General features: G+C 51.3%; 19 protein-coding genes. 11 read left to right on the forward strand and 8 right to left on the reverse strand.

What is annotated here, in order from left to right; all coding sequences use genetic code 11:
- Positions 1-454 precede the first annotated feature (454 nt).
- The 5 genes from EL645_RS41170 to fdnG form a co-directional block, all read right to left on the reverse strand.
- On the reverse strand, positions 455-1,423 hold the full coding sequence (locus EL645_RS41170) for an ATP-binding protein (RefSeq protein WP_218032057.1): 969 nt from the start codon (positions 1,421-1,423) through the stop codon (positions 455-457).
- Entirely contained in the window at positions 1,387-3,141 is a 1,755-nt protein-coding gene (locus tag EL645_RS19855; protein ID WP_218031928.1) for an AAA family ATPase, read from the reverse strand. The genes EL645_RS41170 and EL645_RS19855 overlap by 37 nt, the downstream gene beginning before the upstream one ends.
- 137 nt (positions 3,142-3,278) lie before the next feature.
- The gene (gene nrfD / locus EL645_RS19860; RefSeq protein ID WP_126552116.1) at positions 3,279-4,442 is read right to left on the reverse strand and encodes an NrfD/PsrC family molybdoenzyme membrane anchor subunit; all 1,164 of its coding nucleotides are present in this window, start codon (positions 4,440-4,442) and stop codon (positions 3,279-3,281) included.
- Positions 4,443-4,455: 13 nt separating this feature from the next.
- Positions 4,456-5,454: a 4Fe-4S dicluster domain-containing protein gene (locus EL645_RS19865; protein ID WP_218031929.1), complete on the reverse strand. Its 999-nt coding sequence runs from the start codon at positions 5,452-5,454 to the stop codon at positions 4,456-4,458.
- Positions 5,455-5,472: 18 nt separating this feature from the next.
- On the reverse strand, positions 5,473-8,616 hold the full coding sequence (gene fdnG, locus EL645_RS19870; RefSeq protein WP_126554284.1) for a formate dehydrogenase-N subunit alpha: 3,144 nt from the start codon (positions 8,614-8,616) through the stop codon (positions 5,473-5,475).
- A gap of 624 nt (positions 8,617-9,240) precedes the next feature.
- Between fdnG and ftsH the strand changes: the two genes are divergently transcribed.
- The 9 genes from ftsH (at position 9,241) to EL645_RS41180 (ending at position 20,094) form a co-directional block, all read left to right on the forward strand.
- Positions 9,241-11,088: an ATP-dependent zinc metalloprotease FtsH gene (gene ftsH / locus EL645_RS19875; RefSeq protein WP_126552117.1), complete on the forward strand. Its 1,848-nt coding sequence runs from the start codon at positions 9,241-9,243 to the stop codon at positions 11,086-11,088.
- Positions 11,085-11,666 carry an RNA 2',3'-cyclic phosphodiesterase gene (thpR, locus tag EL645_RS19880; RefSeq protein WP_126552118.1) on the forward strand — a complete coding sequence of 194 codons (582 nt, stop codon included), beginning with the start codon at positions 11,085-11,087 and terminating at the stop codon, positions 11,664-11,666. The genes ftsH and thpR overlap by 4 nt, the downstream gene beginning before the upstream one ends.
- Positions 11,667-12,853: 1,187 nt before the next feature.
- A complete protein-coding gene (gene ilvB / locus EL645_RS19885; protein WP_126552119.1) occupies positions 12,854-14,644 on the forward strand; it encodes a biosynthetic-type acetolactate synthase large subunit in 1,791 nt (596 codons plus the stop codon).
- Positions 14,637-15,185 (forward strand): acetolactate synthase small subunit, encoded by a 549-nt coding sequence (gene ilvN / locus EL645_RS19890; protein ID WP_126552120.1) that lies wholly within the window; start codon positions 14,637-14,639, stop codon positions 15,183-15,185. The genes ilvB and ilvN overlap by 8 nt, the downstream gene beginning before the upstream one ends.
- Before the next feature lie 57 nt (positions 15,186-15,242).
- Positions 15,243-16,265, forward strand: coding sequence for a ketol-acid reductoisomerase (ilvC, locus tag EL645_RS19895; protein WP_126552121.1), 1,023 nt, complete (start codon positions 15,243-15,245; stop codon positions 16,263-16,265).
- A gap of 193 nt (positions 16,266-16,458) precedes the next feature.
- Positions 16,459-17,637, forward strand: coding sequence for a 2-isopropylmalate synthase (locus tag EL645_RS19900; protein WP_126552122.1), 1,179 nt, complete (start codon positions 16,459-16,461; stop codon positions 17,635-17,637).
- 600 nt (positions 17,638-18,237) lie between these two features.
- Complete coding sequence (gene thrB, locus EL645_RS19905; RefSeq protein WP_126552123.1) at positions 18,238-19,002, forward strand: homoserine kinase; 765 nt, start codon at positions 18,238-18,240, stop codon at positions 19,000-19,002.
- Complete coding sequence (locus tag EL645_RS19910; RefSeq protein ID WP_126552124.1) at positions 18,975-19,265, forward strand: homoserine kinase; 291 nt, start codon at positions 18,975-18,977, stop codon at positions 19,263-19,265. Before thrB ends, EL645_RS19910 begins: the two co-directional genes overlap by 28 nt.
- Positions 19,216-20,094, forward strand: coding sequence for a pyridoxal-phosphate dependent enzyme (locus EL645_RS41180; protein WP_218031932.1), 879 nt, complete (start codon positions 19,216-19,218; stop codon positions 20,092-20,094). Before EL645_RS19910 ends, EL645_RS41180 begins: the two co-directional genes overlap by 50 nt.
- A 146-nt stretch (positions 20,095-20,240) precedes the next feature.
- Here the strand turns inward: EL645_RS41180 and EL645_RS41185 are convergent, their stop codons facing one another.
- Positions 20,241-20,519: a hypothetical protein gene (locus EL645_RS41185; protein ID WP_218031933.1), complete on the reverse strand. Its 279-nt coding sequence runs from the start codon at positions 20,517-20,519 to the stop codon at positions 20,241-20,243.
- A 7-nt stretch (positions 20,520-20,526) separates the two neighbouring features.
- Here EL645_RS41185 and EL645_RS19920 point away from each other — a divergent pair, with 7 nt between their 5' ends.
- Both EL645_RS19920 and EL645_RS19925 read left to right on the forward strand, forming a co-directional pair.
- Positions 20,527-22,515 carry a glycosyltransferase family 39 protein gene (locus tag EL645_RS19920; RefSeq protein ID WP_126552125.1) on the forward strand — a complete coding sequence of 663 codons (1,989 nt, stop codon included), beginning with the start codon at positions 20,527-20,529 and terminating at the stop codon, positions 22,513-22,515.
- A gap of 180 nt (positions 22,516-22,695) precedes the next feature.
- Entirely contained in the window at positions 22,696-23,145 is a 450-nt protein-coding gene (locus tag EL645_RS19925) for a hypothetical protein (RefSeq protein ID WP_126552126.1), read from the forward strand.
- Between the two features lie 2 nt (positions 23,146-23,147).
- On the opposite strand, the gene EL645_RS19930 is transcribed toward EL645_RS19925, so the two are convergent.
- Positions 23,148-24,206 (reverse strand): type I phosphomannose isomerase catalytic subunit, encoded by a 1,059-nt coding sequence (locus EL645_RS19930; protein WP_161977516.1) that lies wholly within the window; start codon positions 24,204-24,206, stop codon positions 23,148-23,150.
- 46 nt (positions 24,207-24,252) lie between these two features.
- Positions 24,253-24,588, reverse strand: a complete 336-nt coding sequence (locus EL645_RS19935) for a thioredoxin family protein (protein ID WP_126552128.1) — start codon at positions 24,586-24,588, stop codon at positions 24,253-24,255.
- Between the last annotated feature and the right edge of the window lie 55 nt (positions 24,589-24,643).

Raw genomic sequence — 24,643 nt, forward strand, 5'->3', positions numbered from 1 at the left:
TTCCCTCCCTTCGCTTACTGGTAATGTTCTCCGTTGTTTATTATAGCATAGCCACCTATATATTGTAAGTGTATAGTACCTACATAAGAACTTAGTTTTATGTATACATGCGGTTATAACGTTTTTCATGTCATATATGCAAGTGTATATGGGATTTTTTTAGAATCAATAATTACAATAAAGGCTGCAACAAATCTGTCAGTGCCTTTTATTCCTGTGCTTTTTTATACAGCTTTTGCTTCAGTTTAACTGTATGTATTTAGAGTGTGTCTTACTCTTATGATCTCCGCGATCTTCACGCCTGCGTTTGAGCGCCTTTGGCGTTCAAGAAGCCTTCTTGTGTGGTGTATAAACGATATTGAGCACTGCAGGTACAAAAAAAATTCAGGTGTAGTAGCAAAATGTGCACAGCCGTGCACATTTTGCTACTACACCTGAAAAAAGAGTGGGGGCGTCAGCGTCCCCACTCTTTTCGGTAATTCGTGATGTCAGTATATAACCAATCGAAGATGCGTGCCAGCCATAGGCGGAAGCCACTCAATGGCGGTTTCTCTTTCGAATTGTAGTCGGCGGCCATGTCAATCAGGCGTTGTCGGCCTTTTTCTTGCCGTTCACGCTCTTCTTCGGCCGCTTCTTGAATCGAGTAGCGAGCCTGCTGTTCGTCGATGGCCCGGGCAAAATGCTCGGCACGAATTACAAAGCGTTTGGGCGGCGTGCTGACTTGACCTTCATCGGCTGTAATGGCCGATGCGCCATCAGCTGTCTCGGTTGTTTCCTGTGTGGTAGCGATAGTGCCCATGTTTGTGTCAGGGGCCTCAAGGACCGGTGTGACTGAGACCTGTCCCAGACTTAGCCTTGGTGCGATCCACTCTCGTAAGGCGAACAGGGCCGCTCGACGACAGATGGCTTCAATGTCGGCACCACTGCGTCCAGGGGTGATGCGAGCTAGTTCTTCGATGGTCACTTCAGGAGCGATCGGGCGCTCGCGCAGGTGGACCGCGAAGATGGCGCGTCGCTCCTCTTCATCTGGATATTGTAGTTCAACGCCCAGGTCAAAGCGTCCTGGACGTAGCAGGGCGGGATCTATCATATCCGGGCGATTGGTGGCGGCCAGGACAATCACACCTTCGCGCCCTTCGATACCATCCATTTCGGTGAGTAACTGCGCGATTACGCGATCTCCAACATTGCCATCGTTACCACCACCACGTCGGGGAGCCAGCGCATCCAATTCATCAAAAAAGATGATACATGGCGCTGCCTGTTTGGCGCGGCGGAAGACTTCACGGATCCCTTTCTCGGATTCACCGACCCATTTCGAGAGCAGCTCTGGTCCCTTGATGGAGATGAAGCTGGCTTCGCATTGATTGGCCAGGGCTCGTGCGATCAGTGTCTTACCCGATCCTGGAGGGCCGGAGAGGATGACGCCCCGTGGGGTTCGACTTTGGCATTAGCATAAATTTCTGGATAGCGTAATGGCCATTCTACGCTCTCTGTGAGCATGTTTTTGGTATATTCGAGACCTCCGATATCGTCCCAGGAAGTATCGCTGACCTCGACATAGACTTCACGGGTGGTTGAAGGCTCGATTTCACGCAGGGCTGCCTGAAAATCGGCCATTGTGATATTCAGGTTGACGAGCGTTTCGTATGGAATGTAGCCACGTTGGTAATCGATGTATGGGAGCACTCGCCTGAGCGCGATCATCGCAGCTTCACGGCAGAGCGATTCCAGGTCGGCCCCGACGAAGCCGGGGGTGAGATGAGCCAGGCGCTGGATATCTACGTCATTGGCCAGGGCTGCATCATGGCTGTGGATTTGTAAGATTTCCATTCTGCCGTGCATATCAGGAACGCGCAGGGCGATCTCGCGATCGAAGCGTCCAGGGCGGCGGATGGCCGGGTCTAAGGCATTTGGCTGGTTAGTGGCACCAATAATTACCACCTGGCCGCGTGATTCCAGACCGTCCATCAAGGCTAGCAATTGTCCCACGATGCGGCGTTCGACTTCTCCACCGGTCTCTGCACGTTTAGGGGCCAGCGCATCTATCTCATCAATAAAGATGACGCTGGGTGCTTTGCGCTGGGCTTCCTGGAAGACTGAACGTAGGCGTGATTCGCTTTCACCATAGAATTTATTGATGATTTCGGGACCATTAATGATGAAAAATGTGGCTTTGGTTTCGGCTGCCACCACGCGCGCGATCAGTGTTTTACCAGTTCCCGGAGGTCCATAGAGCAAGACACCTTTGGGGGGTTCGACGCCCAGGCGATCAAAGACAGCTGGATATTTCAGCGGCAACTCTAGCATTTCACGAATGCGTTGTAGCTCTTTGCCCAGCCCACCAATATCCTCGTAGCCGACGCGCTTGGGGGCACCATTGTTGGCACCTCGAGCCTGCGCACGCACAACGGTGCCGGGCTGTACCAGAACCGCTTCGACTTCGCTTCCCTGTCCATGGTTCTCTACAATTGGTAATTCGCCAGTTTTCCGGCTCTGCAGCGTATAAGCTGGCGTGGCTGGATTGGTGCCAATGATCAAAAATTCCCGTGGTGCTGTGCCCGGGGTGCCAACTCGCAACAGGTCGCCGACCGTTACGGGGAGTCCAACCAGGTAGCGGGCAATATATTGCAGGTCGCTCTCCTGAATTGGTGCGCCACCACTCAAGGGAAGTAAGGTGATTTTCTCGGCGGTACTGACTTTGGCTTTGTGGACGCGAATATGCTCGCCCAGTCCAGATGCACTGTTCTGGCGTACCTGGCTATCCATCTGGATTGCCTGTTGCCCACGGTCGACCATGGCGCTTGGAACTACCTTGGCAGCTGTGGTACGAGCCCCTTCAATCATGATAATATCACCTGATTGACAGCCGAGGCGTGCCATATCGCTGGGATCGATACGCGCGGCGCCACGCCCCACCTGGAAGCCTTCGACGACGACGAGCTGTAAACGCTCCTCTACCGGCTCTTTAGACGCCTCTGGCGCCGATCCATTTGTCTGTGTGGTCGTCTCGCCTGAATTGTCGGCAACGAGCTTGGCTGTGGTGTGCTTTGGGGCTTCATTAGCAAGCCTGTCTGTCACCTGCGTCGCTTTGTCGGAATTCTGTGTATTTGTATTGGGAGTAGTACGTGGCTCCTCCATATATCCCTCTCTTTTCCTTAGCATGTAAGGGTAGCTTGTTAACACCACTTTGGATGCATCAACATGTACGAGAGAGTTAGAAGAAAGTTAGATCAAAGGCCAGGACCTATATGTTGGTCCTGGCCTTTGATCTAACTCTATCGCTCTTTATCGTGTTTGGCTTTGTGCCTGGATGCCTTAACTAATGCCTGGCGTTCCATAGTGTAGTGCGCGCATCCGTACTGGATACATGTCCGGCTTTGACGACGGTGCGGCGCAGGAAGTAGCCTCCAATTAGCACCAGGATCGAAACGAACATGCCAATGCCGCCACGTTTTTTGCGCCGGGTCGAGGCTTTCTGCTTTTGGGTTAGCAGGAAGGTTTGTACTAACCAGGGCAGCACTAATCCACCACCAAACATGGCGCGCCAGAAGGTGGGCCTTGCTCGGTGGGGCGGTTCCTACCAGGGCTTTGGCGGCCCGTCCCGATGTGCGCAGGTAGGCGAGTAGTGCTATCATTTCAATCAGCATATTCATCCATTCGATGCGCTCCAATTTATGCAACGTTTTGACCGGTGCACCTATGATACGCAGTATAAACGAAATCAAGGCCGTGCTGGTTGAAAAGGCTGACGAGATGAATAGGGCCCCGAGCATTCTGCTGCGCGACCAGACGGCGATGCTGGTTGAGGCAAGCAGCACACCAGTATAGCCGCCAAGGAAGACCGCGAACAAGCTGCCGGGCACGGCCAGTAACTTTTGGGGGAAGCGTGCCAGGAGGCGCGCGCCCCACCAGTTTCCCAGTATGCCATCTCGCGCTGCCTGGATTGCCGCGGTGATACCACTAAATAATGAGAAACTTAGCAGGCCCCAGACGCCCATCGACATGGGTGACTTGAATTTAAAGACCCGCAGCATATTTAAGAATTTTTCGGGGCGTCCCAGATCTTTAATCAAGAGTGGTGGACATGGCAGTAACGCGAGGAGCGAAGCATAATAACCGACGCGCACTACAATCCTATCCTCTTTGGAACCAAAGAGTGATGCAATGGTAGCCAGCACATAGCAGCCACCGGCCAGTCCTCCCATGAAGAAGTACCAGATGATTTCCCAACTCCAGACCGGTGCTTTAAGCGCTGGATAATCATAATAGGTTTTTTCTTGTAGTTCCCGGTCAGGATCAGGCCGGTAACCAGTAGTCAGGCGTGCCAGGGTCGCAAGCAGGCCCTCTTGTTGTATTGTTTTATAGCTAACCGGATCTTGTCCATTAGTTAGATCTGGTATCCGTAGCGCCTCCCTCTCGGAGGCACGTGTACTGTCCATAGTGCTCCTCGTTCTATTCTTTTTTGAAGAAGAAGATACTCATCAGGCCCATCAGGATCGCGGCGATAATGGTTCCCAATGATGTGGGAAGTACATGGGTGCTGGGACGGGATGGGTTGGCGGGCAGGTTGTAGACCTCTGGTTCATCCAACAATAAAAAGAATGAATTCAGGCCACCTTCAAGAATGGTATCGTCGGCGCCATAGAGCCGTGCGCTGTCGACTCCGTGTTCCTTCAATTCACCTACACGCTCGCGAGCATGTTGCTTCAGGGTCTGCACATCGCCAAATTGGATTGAGTTTGTGGGACAGGCTTTGGCGCACGCTGGCTTCATGTCGTCCTTTAAGCGATCATAGCAGAGGGTACATTTGTGGGCCTGTCCATCACCCCCGGTATCGCGGGCAATCACCCCAAATGGGCAGGCGACGACACAGTAACCACAACCGTTGCAGATATCCTGTTGCACATAGACGGTATCAAACTCGGTTCGAATAATAGCGCCCGTAGGACAGGCTTCCTGACAGGGAGCGTTGGCACAATGTTTGCAAACATCACTATGCATCAGCCAGCGGTCGCTGCTAAAAAATGGCAGGGCGGTACCCGGCGGTGTGGCGGGAATCACATCCTGGGCTGCGGCATTCATTGGCTGGAGCAGTGGCAACTCGGGCCGCTTCGTGCCTGATGCTGGTATTGTTGTGCCTGCCGTTGATGGCTTGCGACGCTCAATCTGCTCAATAAATTGCACATGGCGCCAGGTAGTGGCCCCTAAGTGTTGCGTATTGTCATAGCTGGTGCCTGTCCACTCTGGCGTGGTGGCCGGCAACTGGTTCCACTGCTTACATGCTATCTCGCAGGCTTTACAACCAATGCAAAGACTGGTATCGGTAAAAAAGCCCATGGCAGGCTGCTCGGGCAGTGGAGGCTCTTTTTTGAGCAGGCTAAGCAGTTGTGGTAACTGCTTAGCCTCCCTGGAAATGGACGAGACTTTGTCTCGCCCACGTTCTTCTATCATTTCCTGTGTTCCCTCTCGTTATGAAAGGCGTCCAGGACGCACATTACAGGTGAAAGCTTTCGCTTCTTCAATACTCACATTGGGTTCAAGCACAGAGTGGGTCAGATCGTTGGTGATACTGCCGGTACTCTTGCCCTGGAAGCCCCAGTGGAAAGGCAACCCGATCTGGTGCACCATGCGGCCGCGAATCTGTAGCGGCCGGATACGTCTGGTTACCATTGCTCGTGCTTCGATCTCGCCTCGTGGTGTACACAGCACCATCCATTCGCCATGTTTGATCTGCTTCTCAGCAGCCAGCTCTGGACTGATCTCTGCGAACAGCGAAGGCTGTAGCGTATTGAGCCAGGGCATCCAGCGCGTCATTGGACCACTGACATGGTGTTCTGTCAGTCGATAGGTGGTGATCACAATCGGATAATTGGGATCGCCAACCGGGGACAATGGGTTGTCCTTGCGGTCCTTGTGATATTTGGCGGCCGGATTGCTCTGTTGGGTATAAAGGGCGTTATGGACTGGTGACTCGATGGCTTCGTAGTGGGTGGGCATTGGCCCGTCCTTTAAGCCGAGTGGCGCATAGAGCCAACCTTTACCGTCCGGTTTCATGATGAATGGATCGATGCCTGAGATGGCATCCATTCCAACGGCATCTGGTGCAGGCTGGTAGTCCGGTGCTTTGTCTACTGGAAAATCTGGAATGTCCTTACCTGTCCACTTTTTCTTTTCTTCGTCCCACCAGATGTATTTCTTGCGTTCAGACCATGGCTTCCCTTCTGGATCTGCCGAGGCGCGGTTGTAAAGGATGCGCCGATTGGCCGGCCAGGCAAAGCCCCATTGGGAATTGATATAGCCATCACTGATACGCGATGCCGCCAGATTCTTTCCTGGTTCTGGATAGACGCCACTATAGATCCATGAGCCACAGGCCGTGCTTCCATCCGACTTGAGGGCTGTGAAGGCCGGTACATGCGGTGCATCATGAATGCCATACGTGTTGACCGTACCGCTATCATCTTTTTTGCTTACATAGAAACCATTGATCTCTTTCAGCACCAGTTCGGCATCTGGCTCATCCAGCAGTCGTGAACCTGGCTCGGGCTCCGCGCGCTCATAATCCCAGGTCAGGGCCTGGATTGGTTGATCTTTGGGATCGGTACTATCAGCATAGAGCGCCTTGAGGCGTTTCCCCAGATCATAGATGAACCACAGATCTGAACGGGCATCACCGGGTGGATCGACGGCTTTATCACGCCATTGAATCAAACGCTGGGTATTGGTAAAGCTGCCTTCTTTCTCCGTTGAAGCCGCGGCTGGCATCAGGAAGACTTCGGTTTTGATCTGGCTGGGATCTCCATGTTCTGGACCCTTGTACCAGAAGGCGGCCGATTCTACCTCGTAGAGGTCCCGTACTACCATCCAGTCCAGTTGTGCCAGGGCTTTGCGCTGCATGCGAGAGTTTGTGCTGCCCGCCGCAGGATTTTGTCCCAGCAGGAAGTAGCCTTTGACCTTCCCGTCGAGCATATCGTAACTGGTGTTGATATGGGAATGGTCGCCAATTATCTTTGGCAGCCAGTGGTAGCCCCAATCATTCTCTTTAGTTGCGGCATCTCCATACCAGGCTTTGAGCAGACTGACGATATACTCTGGTACATTCGACCACCAGCCAAGTTTCATCCCTGCCGTGCCAATGTATTCCTCAAGTGTCTGCTGGGTGCGTTTATGGACATGCTGGTCTTTACGCTCGCCCCAGGTGGTCGCGTTGGGACTATGTTGCGCTTCCGGTTTAGGTGAGAGCATCTCAGCGGGTTGCGGCATATAGCCTGCGAGCAGATCGTATAGGGTTGGTACATCGGTTGAACCCTGGATGGAAGCGTGACCGCGTAGGGCCAGTACTCCTCCCCCCGGACGCCCGATATTTCCAAGCAATAGCTGGATGATAGCGCCAGCACGAATGATCTGTACGCCTTTGGATTGCTGTGTCCAGCCTACGGCATAACACAACGCCCCTGTTCGCTCACGCCCTGAATTCTCAGCCAGGGTCTGTGCTACCTTGAGCCAGAGTTCCTGTGGTACTCCACATTCAGTCTCAACCATCTCCGGCGTGTAGCGCGCGAAGTGTCGGCGCATAATTTGAAAAACACAGCGTGGATGCTGCAAGGTCGGATCTGTCAGGGGTTTGTCATTCTCATCCCTCTGATAGTCCCAACTGCTCTGATCCGTGTAAGTATTCGTTTCGTGATCAAAGCCTGAGAAAAGACCATCCAGCTCCTCGGTATCTTTAAAATCTTCCCGCACCAGCATGGCTGCATTCGTGTAGTTGACTACATATTCATGGAAGTATGCGTTGTTTTCGAGCAGATAACGAATGATTGCTCCTAAAAACACGATATCTGACCCGGCACGGGTTGGTACATAAAGATTGGCCAGGGCCGAGGTGCGCGAGAAATGCGGATCGACATGAATGATTTTAGCTCCGCGCTCCTTGGCTTTTACCACGTTGGCAAATGCAACGGGATGGGCTTCTGCCATGTTGCTGCCCATGATCAGGATACAGTCGCTATTAACGAGATCCTGTGGAAATGTTGTGGCACCGCCACGTCCTACCGTTGTACCCAGACCGGGCACTGTAGAACTGTGTCATATACGGGCCTGGTTCTCGATGGATAGGATGCCAAGGCCAGCGTTGAAGAGTTTTTTGATGACATAATTCTCTTCAACGTCTAGCGTCGCACCACCTAATGATGCCATCGCCAGCGTGTGGTTGACCTCGCGACCATCTTCGAGACGCTCAACAAATGATTCATCGCGCGCCTTCTTGACACGCTGCGCGATCTGCTCCATCGCCCATTCCTGAGATTTTACTTCCCAGTGGTCACTATAGGGAGCTCGATAGAGAACTTTAGTCAGCCGACTTGGATTTATGGTGTATTGAAAGGTGGCGGAACCCTTAGGGCAGAGTGTGCCGTGGTTGATAAAGCTATCGGGGTTGCCCTCGATATCAATTACCTTTCCGTCTTTGACATAGACGTTGAGACTACAGCCGACGGCGCAATAGGGGCAGACGCTATGTACTACTTTGGCGTCACGAATGCGTGGGGCTTTGTCTCGACTCTCCTTGCTGAATGGTTGAACTTTAGAACCAATCTCCATCATTTTTGATAGCATATTTGATGTTCTGGTTGGTTCATTTGCTTGTTCTTGCATCGCTGTTTCCTCTTCTAGCAAAGCAAATGATAATACAGATCCTGAGCAGAGCGCTTTTGCCGGGCAGGATTCTCAGTCTATCATACTCCCGATCTCAGCAATAACGCCGGTTTCTTCTTCTCTATAGTGGATGTTATTGTACCATGTCCATGGGTAAGATATGGTAATAGCTTCTATTGCACCACCCTGAAAAATGAAAATTACTCAGATATGGTACTTTGTTTCATCTCCTAATATACTAACTTTAATACGTAGAGACTGGCTGCTATCGACAAGCACAAGGTACTTTTTTCATTAGCAATAAAGGCTGGGTCTACCTCGTGTGTAGTACCATTTTCAGTTGACAAAAAGCGAGAATAAATAGTCTGAATGCCATTCAGTATACCTTGTGTCAGCTCATACCCTGGTACTAATTATAATTTTTCTAAGCTTTCTAAGCATATACTTATCTTGCTAAACTAATTCTTATACGTTATACTAGCCTCAAGTATCTTCATGAGCAGTAAAAACATGCTGCGAGACATCTTGATACAGGTTTGGTAGTCAGTACATCAGGAGAAATATAGAAGGGTCTAATGTTAGCGCATGGAAATGCCTCCAAAGGAAAACCAAAAAACAACAAAGTCAGATTCACGTAGCTCTAATCCCAAGACAACGCGCAAGCGTAGCTTTGTTGCCCGCTACAGTATTCCTATTGCTTTGATCGTGGTGGGTGTACTCCTCCTGGGAATTGTTGGAGCAAAATTTATTACTGTCTCGTTAAGTGGATCGACAGTACAAGAGAGACCGATTAGCAGCGTTTTGGATATGGCTGATCAGCACCATCTGAAATCGGTTGTTCTCAATGGAAATGATGTCAATGCAACCGGCTTAACAGGTCAACAGTACCATGCAGTTAAAGAAGATGGTCAGTCTGTGACTGAGATATTTCGGCGTGATGGGGTGGAAGTCAACATTGACAACAATCAACGTGGTCAATGGTTGCAGGGGGTAGCAGGATTACTACTTGTCTTGCTCGTGGTTGGCCTGACATTCGTCTTTATGCGGCGTAATGGCCTTGGTGGCCAGGCTATGCCTTTTGCTCGCTCGAAAGCCAGGCGTTTTTCTGAGTCTCGTCCCTCGGTTCTGTTTAAAGATGTTGCCGGGGTTGAAGAAGCTAAAGCTGAGCTACAAGAGATTGTAGAGTTTTTGAAAAGCCCTGAGCGTTTTACCGCGATGGGTGCTCGTACACCGAAGGGTGTCCTGCTCGTCGGTGCTCCCGGTACCGGTAAGACACTGATCTCGCGTGCTGTAGCCGGTGAGGCAGGCGTCTCTTTCTATAGTGTGAGTGGTTCAGAATTTGTTGAGATGTTCGTAGGCGTTGGCGCTGCCCGTGTTCGCGATCTATTTAAAGAAGCTAAAGATCATTCACCATGTATCGTGTTTATTGATGAGATTGATGCCGTTGGTCGCCAGCGTACTAATTCTGGCAACGGTGGCAATGACGAACGTGAACAAACCTTAAATCAGCTACTGGTTGAGATGGATGGTTTTGATAAGCATGCCAATGTTGTGGTGATTGCTGCTACCAACCGTCCTGATGTGTTAGATCCCGCCTTGTTGCGTCCAGGACGCTTTGATCGCCGTGTCATGTTGGACAATCCCGACATTCGTGGTCGCCAGGCCATCCTTGAAGTACACGCCGCTGATAAGCCTTTTGAAGCAGGTGTGACACTGGTTGAGCTGGCTCGTCAGACCGCAGGCTTCTCTGGTGCTGATCTGGCCAATCTCTTGAATGAGGCCGCATTGCTGGCAGCGCGCAAGGGACAGCTACAAATTAGTAAGCTGGATCTGGATGAGGCTATCTTACGTGTGATGGCTGGACCTGAGCGCAAGAGCCGTGTGATTACGGAAGCCGAAAAAGCGATCATCGCTTACCATGAAGTCGGTCATGCTATTGTTATGCGTTCAATGCCTAATGCTGATCCCGTGCAAAAAGTCTCTGCCATTGCCCGTGGTAAGGCTCTGGGTATTACTGTGCAATCACCGGCAGAGGATCGCTATTTAATGCGTCGCTCTGAATTGCTCTCGAAGATGGCTGGAGCCATGGGTGGTCGAGCGGCTGAAGAGATTATCTTTGGAGATATCACGACTGGAGCCAGTCAGGATATCGAGTATGTTACAAATATCGCTCGTCGTATGGTATGTGAGTTTGGTATGTCTCCGCTTGGCAATGTTGCTCTTAAAGCTGACCCCGAAGGCAATACTATGATGGGTGCTGAGATGGCTGCTCGCATCGATAAAGAGGTCTCGGTCCTTATTGATCAGGCTTATGAAACCGCCCTGACAATACTGCGCCAGAAACAAGAGAAGCTCATGCTTATCTCTGAGCATCTGATCCAGGTTGAAACAATTGATGGCGAAGAATTGGATAGGATGTTATTTGCAGCATGACCAGAACGTTCATTGCCCTTGAAATGGATGCAAATATCCAGCGCCACCTGAATGGTTTTATACAGCAGGTGGCGCCTGTGCTTCCTACCCTGCGCTGGGTTGATCCTCAAGGTATCCATCTAACGCTGGCATTTCTGGGCGAACTAGATGATGAACGGCTCGCCAGTGCCTCTGCCGCAGCCCAAAAGGCGAGCCAACTCTGCACCCCGTTTTCTTATAGTTTAACGCAGCCCGGTATTTTCGGCTCACCTCGTCAGCCGCGAGTTTTATGGATGGGTATTGAAGAAGTTTCGGGCTCCCTCAAACGGCTGCATCGCCTGTTGCAGCAAGAACTTGAGCAAAGCGATTTTGAGACAGAAACGCGTCCTTTCTCACCTCATCTCACGCTGGCCCGTGGCAAGGCACCTCTCAACGCAACCGAGCAGGCCACGCTGCAAAAAATTCTCGCCCAGAAAAATCCCAATGCCATCCTGGCGGGCCCATATCCAGTCAAACATATCCATGTCATGAAAAGCGAACTCTCCCGTAGCGGAGCAACCTACACCTGCCTGCAAAAATACCCCCTCCAATACAAATAAAATTGCCTGAACGCGAGGAAGTGCAGGTGCCCCCGCGTTCAAGCGGACGGAACTGTCATGCCCGCCTGCCTGGGGCATGACAGTCCCCGCTCACCTCTCACCGCATGCCAATAACAAATAAAGTTGGGAGAAAGCGGGGAGGTGCAGGCGCCCCGCGATCAAGCGAGTGGGGCGGTGAGCCTCTCCTACCGGGGTGCGGTGGCAGGCATGCTGGGGGCATGCCCGTCCCCGCTAAATTCTCTCCCTCACCTCTGACAAATAAAGTTGGGAGAAAGCGGGAGGTGCAGGAGGGGCGGCAAGCCCATCCTGCCGGGGTGTGGGGTGTCCCGCTAAATTCTTCCCCACCTCCCGCCGCAGGCGGGAGTCATGAATGAAGGATGGGGCACCCCCAAAATCAACTTTTCGAGATCGGCACACCGATCTCGAAATTTATTATTCCTATTTGGATATATATCCATTCAGTATACCATAGAATCCGCAGTATAAGCAAGCTCTGCAAAGCCATATGTATGTGATAAACATACATAGCCAACCAATTTTACTGTATGCTTTCTCCAAACATGTTGACATCAGCCCGGATTGGCTTGACAACTATTTACCAGGTGGTGTATCCTCGAAAACAACAAAGAGATATTGCAGAATGATCTGGCAAAGTTGCTAATGGTGGATCTGTAATTACACAAAATTCTTAAAAAGTATATTACACTTGTACCACATGTTTTGTTGTGAATGGAGAGAAAAATGATGGCTATGTCATATGGAATGGAGATGGCGATGAATGCCAATCAACGTCCCTCTCGACATATGCCCTTTTCTATGCCTGCACAAAGTATGGGTGCGTGTGGCGCCGCTACAAGCGCAAACGCAATGATCAACAGCCTGAAAACCGACGTGATTACGTCGGTTTCTTTGTTTGTGCTTGTTCACTTACTAGTTCCCGTTTCCCTTGTGGTGGGGCTTGTGGTCCTTATTAGCCTTCTCCTTATTAACCTCCTCCTTACCGGCCTTACCGGACTCGTGAGGCTCGAGGGTCTGGTAGGGCGAAGCATTGGAAAAGCCACAAGATGTGCACAGGGAGATTAGAACGGGAGCAACGAAGCCACCCAATCCAAAGAAGGTATCCTGACAAAGGACCTCCCAGCATGGGAGGTTCTTTTTTTTATAATCAAAATTTTTCAGGAGGAATTATGGCAATCGCTGCAAAGGATATTCAGAAGACGGGCACGGCTTATCAGACCAGTCAACATGAAGATGAGGTTCGCGAGTTAACCGGAAGTGAGATTATTTGTGAGGTTTTGATCCGCGAAGGTGTCGATTTAATGTATGGTTACCCGGGTGGGGCAATCATGCCGTTCTATGATGCAATTACATCTTATCCTGCTCTGCACCACGTGCTTGTCAGGCATGAGCAGGCCGCAGCGCATGCTGCCGATGGCTATTCACGAGCCACAGGTAAGGTTGGCGTCTGCGTTGCCACCAGTGGCCCCGGAGCGACAAATCTGGTGACCGGCCTGGCGACCGCTTTTATGGATTCTATTCCGCTCATCGCCATTACTGGCCAGGTAGCGCGCAACTTTATTGGCCGCGATGCTTTCCAGGAAACAGATATACTGGGAGTTACACAGCCAATCACCAAGCATAATTTCCTGGTCCGTAATGTTGAGGAATTGGCTCCTGTCTTGCATGAGGCCTTCCGTGTGGCCCGCAGTGGTCGTCCCGGTCCTGTCCTGGTCGATGTACCGAAGGATGTACAATTTGCCAGATCCGCCTATCGCTCTTCTGAGCATCTGACTTCAGATGAATATCTGGATGCCATCTCTGCCCAGGCAGAGGTTCCATCTGAGTATCTCCTGTCACGGGCCGCTGAACTGATCGCTCAATCAAAGCGTCCAGTGATCATGGCGGGACATGGTGTCATCCTGTCAAACGCATATACAGAATTTAAAGCTTTTGCTGAAAAGGCCTCTGTACCAGTTATTACTACCTTGCTGGGTTTGAGTGCTTTTTCGGATACCCACCCATTGCATATTGGTATGCCTGGCATGCATGGTCCCGCCCATACCAATCATGCGATTGGCGCTTCTGACTTGATTATCGGCGTTGGCCTGCGCTTTGATGATCGCGTAACCGGCGATGTTTCGAAGTTCGCTCCCCACGCTCAGCTGATCCACATTGATGTCGATGCCTCAGAGATGCATAAAGTAAAAGTAGCAACCGTGCCGATTGTGGCGGATGCCCGTGCGGCCCTGGCGGCCCTGACCGAAGCGATCGCTCCTGGCGATCATAGTTCCTGGCTGCAAGAGATTCGCTCCTGGGAAACGGCCAACGATGAGCGTGGTAAACAGATTCAGCGTGATGATACTTTACCCGATCCTATTAGCATTTTGAGCACTATTCATAAGGTGACTGATGGCGAGGCTATTGTAATCTCTGATGTCGGTCAGCACCAGATGTGGACCGCGCGTTTCTACCAGTGGACGCGCCAGAACAGCCATATTACTTCTGGCGGATTGGGTACGATGGGATTTGCCTTGCCGGCAGCTATGGGCGTCAAGATGGGCGTGCCTGATGCTCCTGTATGGGCGGTGGCCGGTGATGGTGGTATCCAGATGAATATCCAGGAGCTGGCTACTTTGCAGCAAGAGGGGATCGCGGTTAAGGTGGCGATTATGAATAATGGCTACCTGGGCATGGTGCGCCAGTGGCAGCAGTTCTTCCACTCTCGCAACTATTCTGAGACGCCAATGACTGGACCAGACCATGTGAAGCTGGCTGATGCCTATGGTTTGAAGGGCATTCGGGTCAAGCGTCGTGAAGATATCGAGCCCGCTATTCGGGAAGCGATGGAGACTGAGGGGAGCGTGGTGGTCGAATTTATCATTGAGCCAGAGGCGAATGTCTATCCTATGGTCGCTCCTGGTAAGGCAATCACTGAGATGATCGAGGAAACGGGGCAGGAGAATCCTAAACATGAGTAATAGCGCAACTACTACGACCCGCGCGCATCATACAAATGCGCCGCAGGGGACCGAGCAAACACATACATTAATTATTGTGGTACAGGATCGTCCGGGAGCCGTTGACCGTGTGGTTGGCGTGCTCCGCCGCCGGCGCTCGATGTTGCAATCTTTGGCGCTTGCGCCCAGTACCCAGAGTGATGTCTTCCGGATTACCGCCCAGGTGAAAGATGCTGAGGTTGTCGTGGATCACCTGGTGGCCCAGATCCGCAAGGTGATTGATGTGCTGGAGGTGGCTAATGTGACTTCTGAGCAAGCCATTAACCGCGAGCTGGCGTTGATTCAGGTTGGCACGACGAATTCAGATAGTAATATCATTGTTGCGGCTGTGCAGCAATTTGGTGCCACTGTCATCGATGTGAATCCCGAGGCGGTCACCTTTGAAGTGGCTGGCGATGCGGAAAAGATTGCGCAGGCACTGGCTGCCTTCCAAACTTATGGCATCCGTGATGTTGCCCGCTCAGGTTGCGTCGCAATTACACGTGCTGCTACTACAAAGTAGTAATGGGTCTCTCTTGTGAGACCCTGTAACTTACATTTTTTAAGGAGTTGAACACTCATGCCTAATATTTATTATGACGCAGATGCGAACTTAGAACTTATTCAACAGAAGCGTATCGCTATCATTGGCTATGGTAGCCAGGGCCATGCGCATGCCCTCAATCTGAAAGATAATGGTTGTGATGTGGTGGTTGGTCTCCCAACCGGAAGCAAGAGCCGTGCGAAGGCCGAAGCGAATGGCTTGCGTGTCCTGACGCCGGCTGATGCTGCGCAGCAGGCCGATGTCATCATGATCTTGATTCCAGATGAGACGCATCGCGAGGTCTTTGAGCGCGATATTCGTCCCGGCCTGGCACCTGGCAAGATGTTGATGGTGGCCCATGGTTTTAGCCTCCATTTCTCACAGATTGTGCCACCAGCTGATATCGATGTCGCCATGGTTGCTCCTAAGAGCCCGGGCCATATGGTACGTCGCGTCTTCGAAGAGGGTGCAGGTGTCCCTTCGCTCTGGGCGGTCTTCCAGGATGCAACCGGACAGGCTGAAGCCTTAACCCTCTCCTATGCTCGCGGTATCGGTTCAACCCGCGCCGGCGTGTTGCGCACCACCTTTGCTGAAGAGACCGAGACAGACCTGTTTGGTGAGCAGGCCGTACTCTGTGGTGGCGTATCCGCCCTGATCCAGGCTGGCTTTGAAACCCTGGTCAATGCAGGCTATCAGCCCGAAGTGGCCTACTTTGAGTGTCTGCACGAAATGAAGCTGATTGTAGACCTGATGTATCAGGGGGGCATCAGCTATATGCGCTACTCCATCAGTAATACCGCTGAATATGGTGACTATGTCACCGGCCCACGTATCGTCACCGACGAAACGCGCGCCGAGATGCGCCAGATTCTGAAAGAAATTCAGAATGGCACCTTTGCGAAAAACTTTATCCTGGAAAATCAGGCTGGCCGTCCTGGCTTCCAGGCGATGCGCCGTGCCCATGCCGCCCACCAGATCGAGCAGGTTGGTCATGAGCTGCGCGCTATGATGCCCTGGCTGAACACGAAAAAATCAGAAAAAGCTGAGACAACAAAATAACGGATGAGGCCATTTGGCCTCATCTAGGATATGGTCATGCCGTTCATTTGGATGAGCGAAGCTGCCTGACAGGCGAAACTGTTTGCTTGATACTAATCAATTCGAATGGCTGAGTCAGTGGCAGCGGAGCTAGCCGCGTCCAAGCGGCGTTTCCAAATGCTTTTTATAGCATGTCATAAGGAGGGAACAAACCATGGGAGATCCTGCGGTAGTTAAAATTTTTGATACAACTCTGCGTGATGGCGAACAGTCTCCTGGCGCAACTTTGACCACTGCTGAAAAACTTCAAGTCGCCCAACAGCTTGGCCGTTTGAATGTTGATATTATTGAAGCAGGCTTTCCAGCAGCTTCTCCTGGAGATCTTGCTGCCGTCAAAGAGATCGCTCGTTCGGTGCGTGGTGTGGCTATAGCTGGCCTTGCGCGCGCCTTTAAGGGTGATATTGATGCCGCCTGGGAAGCAGTGTGCGATGCTGAATTACCTGTTATCCATGTGTTTCTTGCCACCTCCGACATCCATCTTCAACATAAACTTTGTATTAGCCGTGAAGAGGCTCTGGCACGTGTGCGAACCATGGTCGCCTATGCACGCAACCTGTGTCCGACCATAGAATTTTCGGCCGAGGATGCGACACGCAGTGACCGGGATTATCTGTGCCAGGTTTTTGAAGCGGCCATCCAAGCTGGCGCCACCACGGTTAATGTCCCTGATACCGTTGGCTACACCTTCCCGCACGAGTATGAAGCACTTTTCCGTATGTTGCGTGAACGTGTACCTGGAATGGAGCAGGTGACATTAAGTGCTCATTGCCATGATGATCTGGGTATGGCAACCGCCAATACATTGGCTGCCATTAAAGGAGGGGCTCGCCAGGTCGAAGTCACCGTCAACGGACTGGGAGAACGTGCTGGCAACACCGCTTTAGAAGAGGTTGTGATGGCTTTGCGCACGCGCCCTGACACCTTTGGTGGAGTTGATACCCATATCAATGCGCAAGAGCTCCTGGCCACCAGCCAGCTTGTAAGCAAGCTGACCGGTATACTTGTGCAGCCCAACAAAGCCATTGTAGGCATGAATGCCTTTGCCCACGAAGCGGGTATTCACCAGGATGGTATGCTCAAGAACCGCACAACCTATGAAATCATGACGCCCCAATCGGTGGGCTGGAACGACACCAACCTTGTCCTGGGCAAACATTCAGGCCGTCATGGACTTGACGCACGGCTGCGCAAGCTAGGCCACAAGCTCAACGCCGAGCAACTCCAATCCGCCTACGGACGTTTTGTTGCCCTGGCCGACCAGAAAAAAAACATCAACGACGCCGACCTTGTCTATATCATCGAAAGCGGACAAGAGACGCCCGCCGCTGTCTAACCACCCATCTCACCCAGGGACCCATAAAGTCCCTCAACAAAGGAAAGGTAACAAGACAAAGCGGGCAAGAAGGGAGGCACCCCTGTTTCCCCGTCAGGCGGCAGAATTGAAGGAGCAGGGGTCAAGGGGCCAGCAAGGCCCCTGGCGAGGTAATAGGGGTATCCCCTGCCCATCCCTTCTCCCCCACCAATGCTCAGGGGGAGTAGGAAAGAGCGGAGGGTCCAGGGGGCCGGCGAGGCCCCTGGCGGGGTAACAGGGGCGTCCCCTGCTATCTCTCTCCCCACGCAGCCGCCGTCAGGTGGCAATGCTCAAGGGGAAAGAAGGAAAAAGCGGGGGTCCAGGGGGCCGGCGAGGCCCCCTGGCGGGGTAACAGGGGTGTCCCCTGCCCTTCTCTCTCCCCACCCTGCCGCCGTCAGGCGGCACAAAAAAACAAAATATAGAAACATGTATAATAAAGAAACCTATCTATTTATCTAAGCACAGAAAAACCAGATTACTTTTGTCTTCAGGTTAGCCTGAACATTGCAGAACATGATAGAATAGGTGAATTAAAGAAAGGATGAACCATGCATTCATCATCAGAAAGGCAGGTAGCCGGCGATGGCACTGGTATTACCTGTTATGGTTACAGTCTTAACCCCAGCAACATCCGCTAACTTAGGACCAGGCTTTGACAGTTTGGGCTTAGCATTACAGCTTTATAACCGTTTCGAGGTTGAAGAGTGGGGAAGTGATCCCGATCATCCAAAAATTGAAGTGATAGGCGCGCTTGGAGAAGGCCTCTCGACTGGACCGGACAACATGTTCTTCCAGTCTTTTATGCTGCTATTAAAACGGCTGCAGGTGCCCATCCCTTCTGTTCGTATTCGTATGACAATCAATATTCCTCATGGATGTGGCCTTGGAAGCAGTGCTACCGCGGTTGTAGGCGGCCTTATGGCGGCCAACGAATGGGTGCGTGCACTTGGCCTGGCTGTCCCGAAGGAAGAATTACTAGAAATGGCAGTAGAGGCAGAAGCTGGCAATCATCCTGACAACGTCGCTCCAGCTCTGCTTGGTGGACTGGTCGCCACCACACACGTCGATGGAAAAATCCATGCCATTAAGACCAAATTCCCAAATTCTCTGAGGGCGGTCATCTTTACTCCTTCATTCCCCATGGATACGGTCGCGGGCCGCAAGTTGTTGCCTGCCAATTATCCAAAGGCAGATGTGACATTCAATACTGGACGTGTCGCTCTGCTGTTAACCGCGTTACAAACGGGTCGTTACGAGTTGATCGGCGAAGCTATGCAAGATCGACTCCATCAGCCTATCGTCAGGCACTCTTCCCTGCTATGCCCGATATCATCAATGCTGCTGTGACAGCGGGAGCACATGGCGCTTGCCTTTCTGGAGGTGGTTCATCCCTTATCGCACTTGCCAGTTCCCAGTTCCACGACATCTTACGTGCTATGCAAAATACTGCTCGCGCTGCTGGCGTGGAAGGAAAAGGCATGATTTTACGTGCGGATCAGAATGGGGCGCGGGTTATTAGTACACCTCGTAGTCGCATACGAAAGGAAGTCAGTGCGCGTTATGGCGATCAATTCTACTGGTCTCCAGCCAGACCGGGAAGCGGACGGTAATCAACATCGTTCGCTCTCTACCCTTGCTCCGGATGCGGTTGAAGCTTTGTCTTCAACCTCACTGCGGTGCGTCGAATGTTCTGCTCTTTACCCTGCTCTTGAAATGGGTCAGCCGCCACGCTATCGCTGTGATTGTGGGGGGGTGCTGGATGTTGAGACCGAGTTTAAGTTACCACAGCAAGCAGCAGCATCGAACTCAGAAGTGGATTCGATGCTTTATGGCTTTGACTCAGAACTGGATGGTGGCACCCCTTCTGCTGGCTCTCCCTGGCGCCAGATATTTGATGAGCGTGCCGCTAACCCGCCTATCTGGTCGATTAGTTCTGATAAGATGCTGCTCGATGGCAGTGGCGTCTGGCGCTATCGCGAACTGATTTTGCCAGCCCCTGAGCGCTTTGTTGTTACTCGTCCTGAAGGGAATACCAGTTTATATCCTGTTGGCATTGAGAACTGCGGGGTGGGCCGTATTGGTCATCGTCAGATCGGTGCCTATGCCGGCCTGGAGCGCTTCTTCTTAAAGCACGAGGGAGAAAATCCCACCGGCAGCTTTAAGGATCGTGGCATGACCGTTGGGGTTACGATGGCTAATTTGTTAGGTGCTAAGGCCGTTGCCTGTGCCTCAACAGGTAATACCTCAGCCTCACTGGCCTCATATGCGGCACAGGCTGGTTTAGAGGGTATTGTCTTTCTACCTGCCGGACATGTGGCGGGTGGTAAGCTGGCTCAATCATTGGCCTATGGTGCCAGAACCGTGCAGATCGAGGGCGATTTCGATGATGCGATGCGCCTGGTTGAGCAGGTTTGTAACGAACTGGCATCTACCTGTTGAATTCCCTGAATCTTTCGGGTTGAGGGTCAGAAGGCGATCGGCTTTGAACTGCTCCAGCAATTGGATTGGCAGGCCCCTGACTGGCTGGTTTTACCGGCAGGAAATCTCGGTAATACCTCGGCCATTGGTAAGGCTTTCCGCCAGGCTTATAACCTGTCTTTGATCAGCCATATCCTCGTATCGCCTCTATCCAGGCGGCTGGCGCGAATCCTTTCTATAAGAGTTTTACGCAAGGCTTTGCTAAGCGCGAAACTGTTCAGGCCGATACCGTAGCGACCGCTATCAAGATTGGCAATCCTGTCAGCTATACCCGTGCACGCCGCGTAATTGAGGAGAGTGATGGCATCGTTGAGCAGGTTAGCGATGCCGAGATTCTGGCGGCCAAGGCGGTGATCGACGTGCTGGTTGGGAGCCTGCTTCCGCAACCAGTTAATGTGGCCTCAATTAAAATTTTTAATCCTCCCGCCATTATCTAATGTTGTTTTTTTTTTTTTTTTTTTTTTTTTTTTTTTTTTTTTTTTTTTTTTTTTTTTTTTTTTTTTTTTTTTTTTTTTTTTGCCATTATTATGCGTTGATGGTGCCGCCTCGATCAGTGCCAATCCAGTCTGGGGAGCGGTTTTGACCGCCCTGCTGGCTATCGCGGCTGTGCTCTTGACCTATTTCTTTACGCGCCGTTATTATGGCCGCCTGGCTGCTACACTGGCAGCCCTTCTCTATGCGACGGCCTCAGTGCCAGTTTTCTACTCTCGTTTTATGTGGAACCAGAATATGCTTTTATTTTTAGTTCCACTCTTGATCTGGTTCTTATTTCGCGGTGCCGTTGCCCGCCGGGCTTTCTGGCTCTTCCCATCAGTAGTTCTGATTGGCTTGCTGGTCCAGTTCCATGCTTCAAGTATTGTACTGGTGGCTCCTCTCCTGGTGGCTCTAGTCCTGGCTCCACGGCGTACACTACGCTGGTATGATATCGTTTTAAGTATTGCTGGTCTACTCTTTATCTATGCACCCTATATCGTCTGGCTCTTTCAGACGCACTTTCAAGATATCTATACACTTCTCCATACCGCTAAAGGAAAGACACTGATTGATGCGCAGGCTTTGCTGTTCTATCTACAATTTTTAGGCCCCTTGCCTGATCCTATCACCAATAAGCTATCCCTCGTCTATCCTTATATGAGTGCGTTTTCATGGTTGCAGCCACTTGTGGTATTGCTGGTAATTGGCGGCGCCGTCCTGGCCCTGGTTCTGGCCCTCAAACCGCGCCGTTCTGAAGCAGTGGTTGTGACCCGGCCCTCTTTCCTCGCCGGAATCGGCCGTTGGTGGTCTGACTTGCGCCAGTCACCTTTTCGCTGTGGCCTCTTGATCCTTTTGATCTGGCAGATTGTGCCATTGCTCTATCTGACGCGCCATGATATTGTGTTGCACCTGCATTACTTTATTATGTTTATGCCGGGGCCCTTTATTCTGGTTGGTTTTTTCCTGGCACAGATTTTTAACTGGTTGCGTCTGCGCTCGGTTAGCCTGCAGCTTGTACGTCTCGGCTGGCTGGTGGTCTGTGTATTGCTGGTGGGCGCCCAATTCCTGTTCGCGTTTGGCTATGTATATGACGCTTCTCATGGTCGTTATGTAGATACCACCTGGTCGGGGCAGTATTATAGTGATCTTGCCTCGCTACAGGCCTCAATGCGAGATGCGGACCAGTTGGCTCAGCAGCGACACCTCAATCATGTCTATGTCAGCGCGGATCTGGGAACCCAGGTAGCTTTCCTCTACCTGGCCGGACAGATGAAGACTCCTACTAGCGTGGTTGATGATAGCTGCCTGGTGGTACCTGGTGCTCAAAATGGGGCGGCTATCCTGCTGACGGCTCCTCACAGTCATCGCCTGGATCTCATCAGGGGGTATGCGCATGCCACTCAAGTTGCTACCTCGCCGCATCCAGGAGGGCCACCTTTTAACTTGTATGTGTTGCAACCCGGTTCGTCAGCTCTGCAGGGGAATGCGAATTTCACGCAAGAGTTGAATTTTATGGATATCCGGACATTTAATAATGGGCAGCGCAATATACTGGCTTCGCGCTGGCAACTGTTGCGTTCGGCTCCAGCTGGTTACCGAACCAGCTATAATTATACATTTGAGAACCTTGTTCAGGGCTCAAATGCGGCCCCGGCCAGCCGTACCTGCTCTTTCAGTGCTATGCGTGCGGGTGATCAGGTGATCGTGCCTCTGGGCAATCCTGCGCAGCCACCGACGAGAATGCAAGTAACCGCCTTTGCAACCTTGCCGACAATCCTCTCGTATAATCTTTTAGGTGCCTTCCCACTTCAGTTTGACACGTTTCAACGGTATGATACACCCAGGAAAATGTTGCAGTCGAAGAGTGGTCTGGATTACATTCCCGTTCACTTACCCAAAAAACTGTGATGTGCGGCTCTGCTATTGAGCCTGCGCTTTTTTAGAAGAGGAAGCAATCCAGTTGGATCGCTTCCTCTTTTCATTTGTGATGTAGTAAGGTCAAAATGTTATTCTATGCCACTGGTAACCAGCGCGCCTGACTGCTACAATATATATGTATAGATCTATATAGACTAAAGAGGGTCTGATGTGAACAGAATCAAGCGTTTCCGTGCGTTAATCCCGCCCTGGAACATGCCTTCTGATCCAGTTAAAGCCATCTGGTGGTTTTTTTACTGGCTCGTGCAGGTACTGGTGCATTTCTTCTGGGTCCCCATCATTCTAATGGTTATCTATGAAACCTATAGTAATGGGGTCGTTGGTGGCATTTTTAATGGTATCGTCAGTGGCGTGTTCACATTAATCGTTGGTTTGATCGTATGGGCTGTATTGTATGGCGTTTTAATTGTGCTCAAGGTCAGCACGGGCATTTCACAGGTCGTCTCAGATATGAAGCGCATGCAGCAGCAGCAGAATGATTTCTTGCGTCAAGCGTATTCACCTTTTATGGGCAATAGGGGCGAGCAGGAAGAGCGCATTGTGGAGGGGACGATCACAGACCTGGATGAAGAGAGGCAGAAGCGCCGCCGTGAGCCATGATTTTAAGGGAAGAGTGCTCTAAAGAGCACTCTTGGGATTCTCGGCCTTCCAGGCTTGCCAGGCTGGATCATTGGTTGAGGGTACATATGAGAAGAGCAGTGAACCCTCTCCTTCAATACGATACTCCCCAATGATGCGGGTAATACTAATGTTTGACCCCGGCTAAGCGTTTCGCTGTGAGCTAGCTGTTCTCCATAAGCGATGCTTATTTCCGCGCCCAGTGATGTGAGAATAATACAACTCCCCTCTGTTTTTCCCTCTTTGACTCCACCTTTAAGACGAAGTTCACGTGTCAGGAAATAGGGGCAGGCTACCAGGCAGCGCTCTTCATAATCTGGTGTCGTTGCCAGGGATACGGGGCGTGTCTTGATCTGTTGTGAGGATGTGTAATGGGATACATCCAGGGAGCGCTCGATATGCAGCTCACGTGGGGTACCCGCAGCGGTGAGGCGGCCATAGTCATACATGCGATAGGTGACATCGGAATATTCTTGCAACTCGTAGAGCATGATGCCGCTACCAATGGCGTGTACGGTCCCTGCTGGCACCAGTACTATATCCCCGGCTTCTACCGGTTCTGCATGCATTAAATCTTCGAGTTGAACCTCTTCGATCGCTTTTCTGACCGCGTTGGGGTCGGTTGGAGCTTTAAAGCCATGGACGATGGTGGCACCCGGCTCTGCACTCAAAATATACCAGAACTCGGTTTTGCCTAATTTGCCACCTTCAAATTCAGCGGCATAGCGATCATCGGGATGGACTTGTACAGACAGTTGGGCGTTGGCATCAATGAATTTGGCGAGGAGTGGAAAACGCTGGCCGAAAATAGCGACGGCCTGTTCTCCTAAGAATGAGGTCCCTGCTTCCGCGACCACTTCTGCGAGGTTTTTCCCTTCGTATGCTCCATTCAGAACAACATTACTGACTTCGGTCTCCCATGACTCTCCAATGAGACTATCATCTAATGGCAACGTTTTCCAGTTATCTCGTTCTAAGCGCCGGCCGCCCCAGATTGTTTCATGCAATGACGAGCGGAGTCGGATAGGATATATGTGTGACAAAATACAGCTCCTAATGGTTAATGATAGTGAAAAAAAATAGGCTTGCTTATTCAGCAAGCAAGACGCCTTCAAGCTGACGGCGCAGTTTATCGCGCATTACAATACCTGTAATGCGATGAATTTCATGCCCACTTTTAAAGAAAATCAAAGTAGGTATACCTTCGACCTTCCATTGGTTGGTCAGATCCTCTTGTCCTGTGACATCTAATTTGGTAAAGGTGGCGCGACCTTGATATTCTTTGCTGATCGCTTCGATTTCTGGCTCTTGTATTTTGCAGGCATTGCTCTGTTGTGCCGAGAAATTGACGACCACCAGTTGGGAAGCTTGCAGTACCTTTTCAGCAAAAGTATCAGGTGTTACCTCATTATAGTTATCTGCCATGCCATCCTCTTGTAGTCAGTAAATAAATTACTCTTTTGCTTCTCAAAGTATCACT

The sequence above is a fragment of the Dictyobacter kobayashii genome (assembly GCF_003967555.1).
Lineage (GTDB): Bacteria > Chloroflexota > Ktedonobacteria > Ktedonobacterales > Ktedonobacteraceae > Dictyobacter > Dictyobacter kobayashii.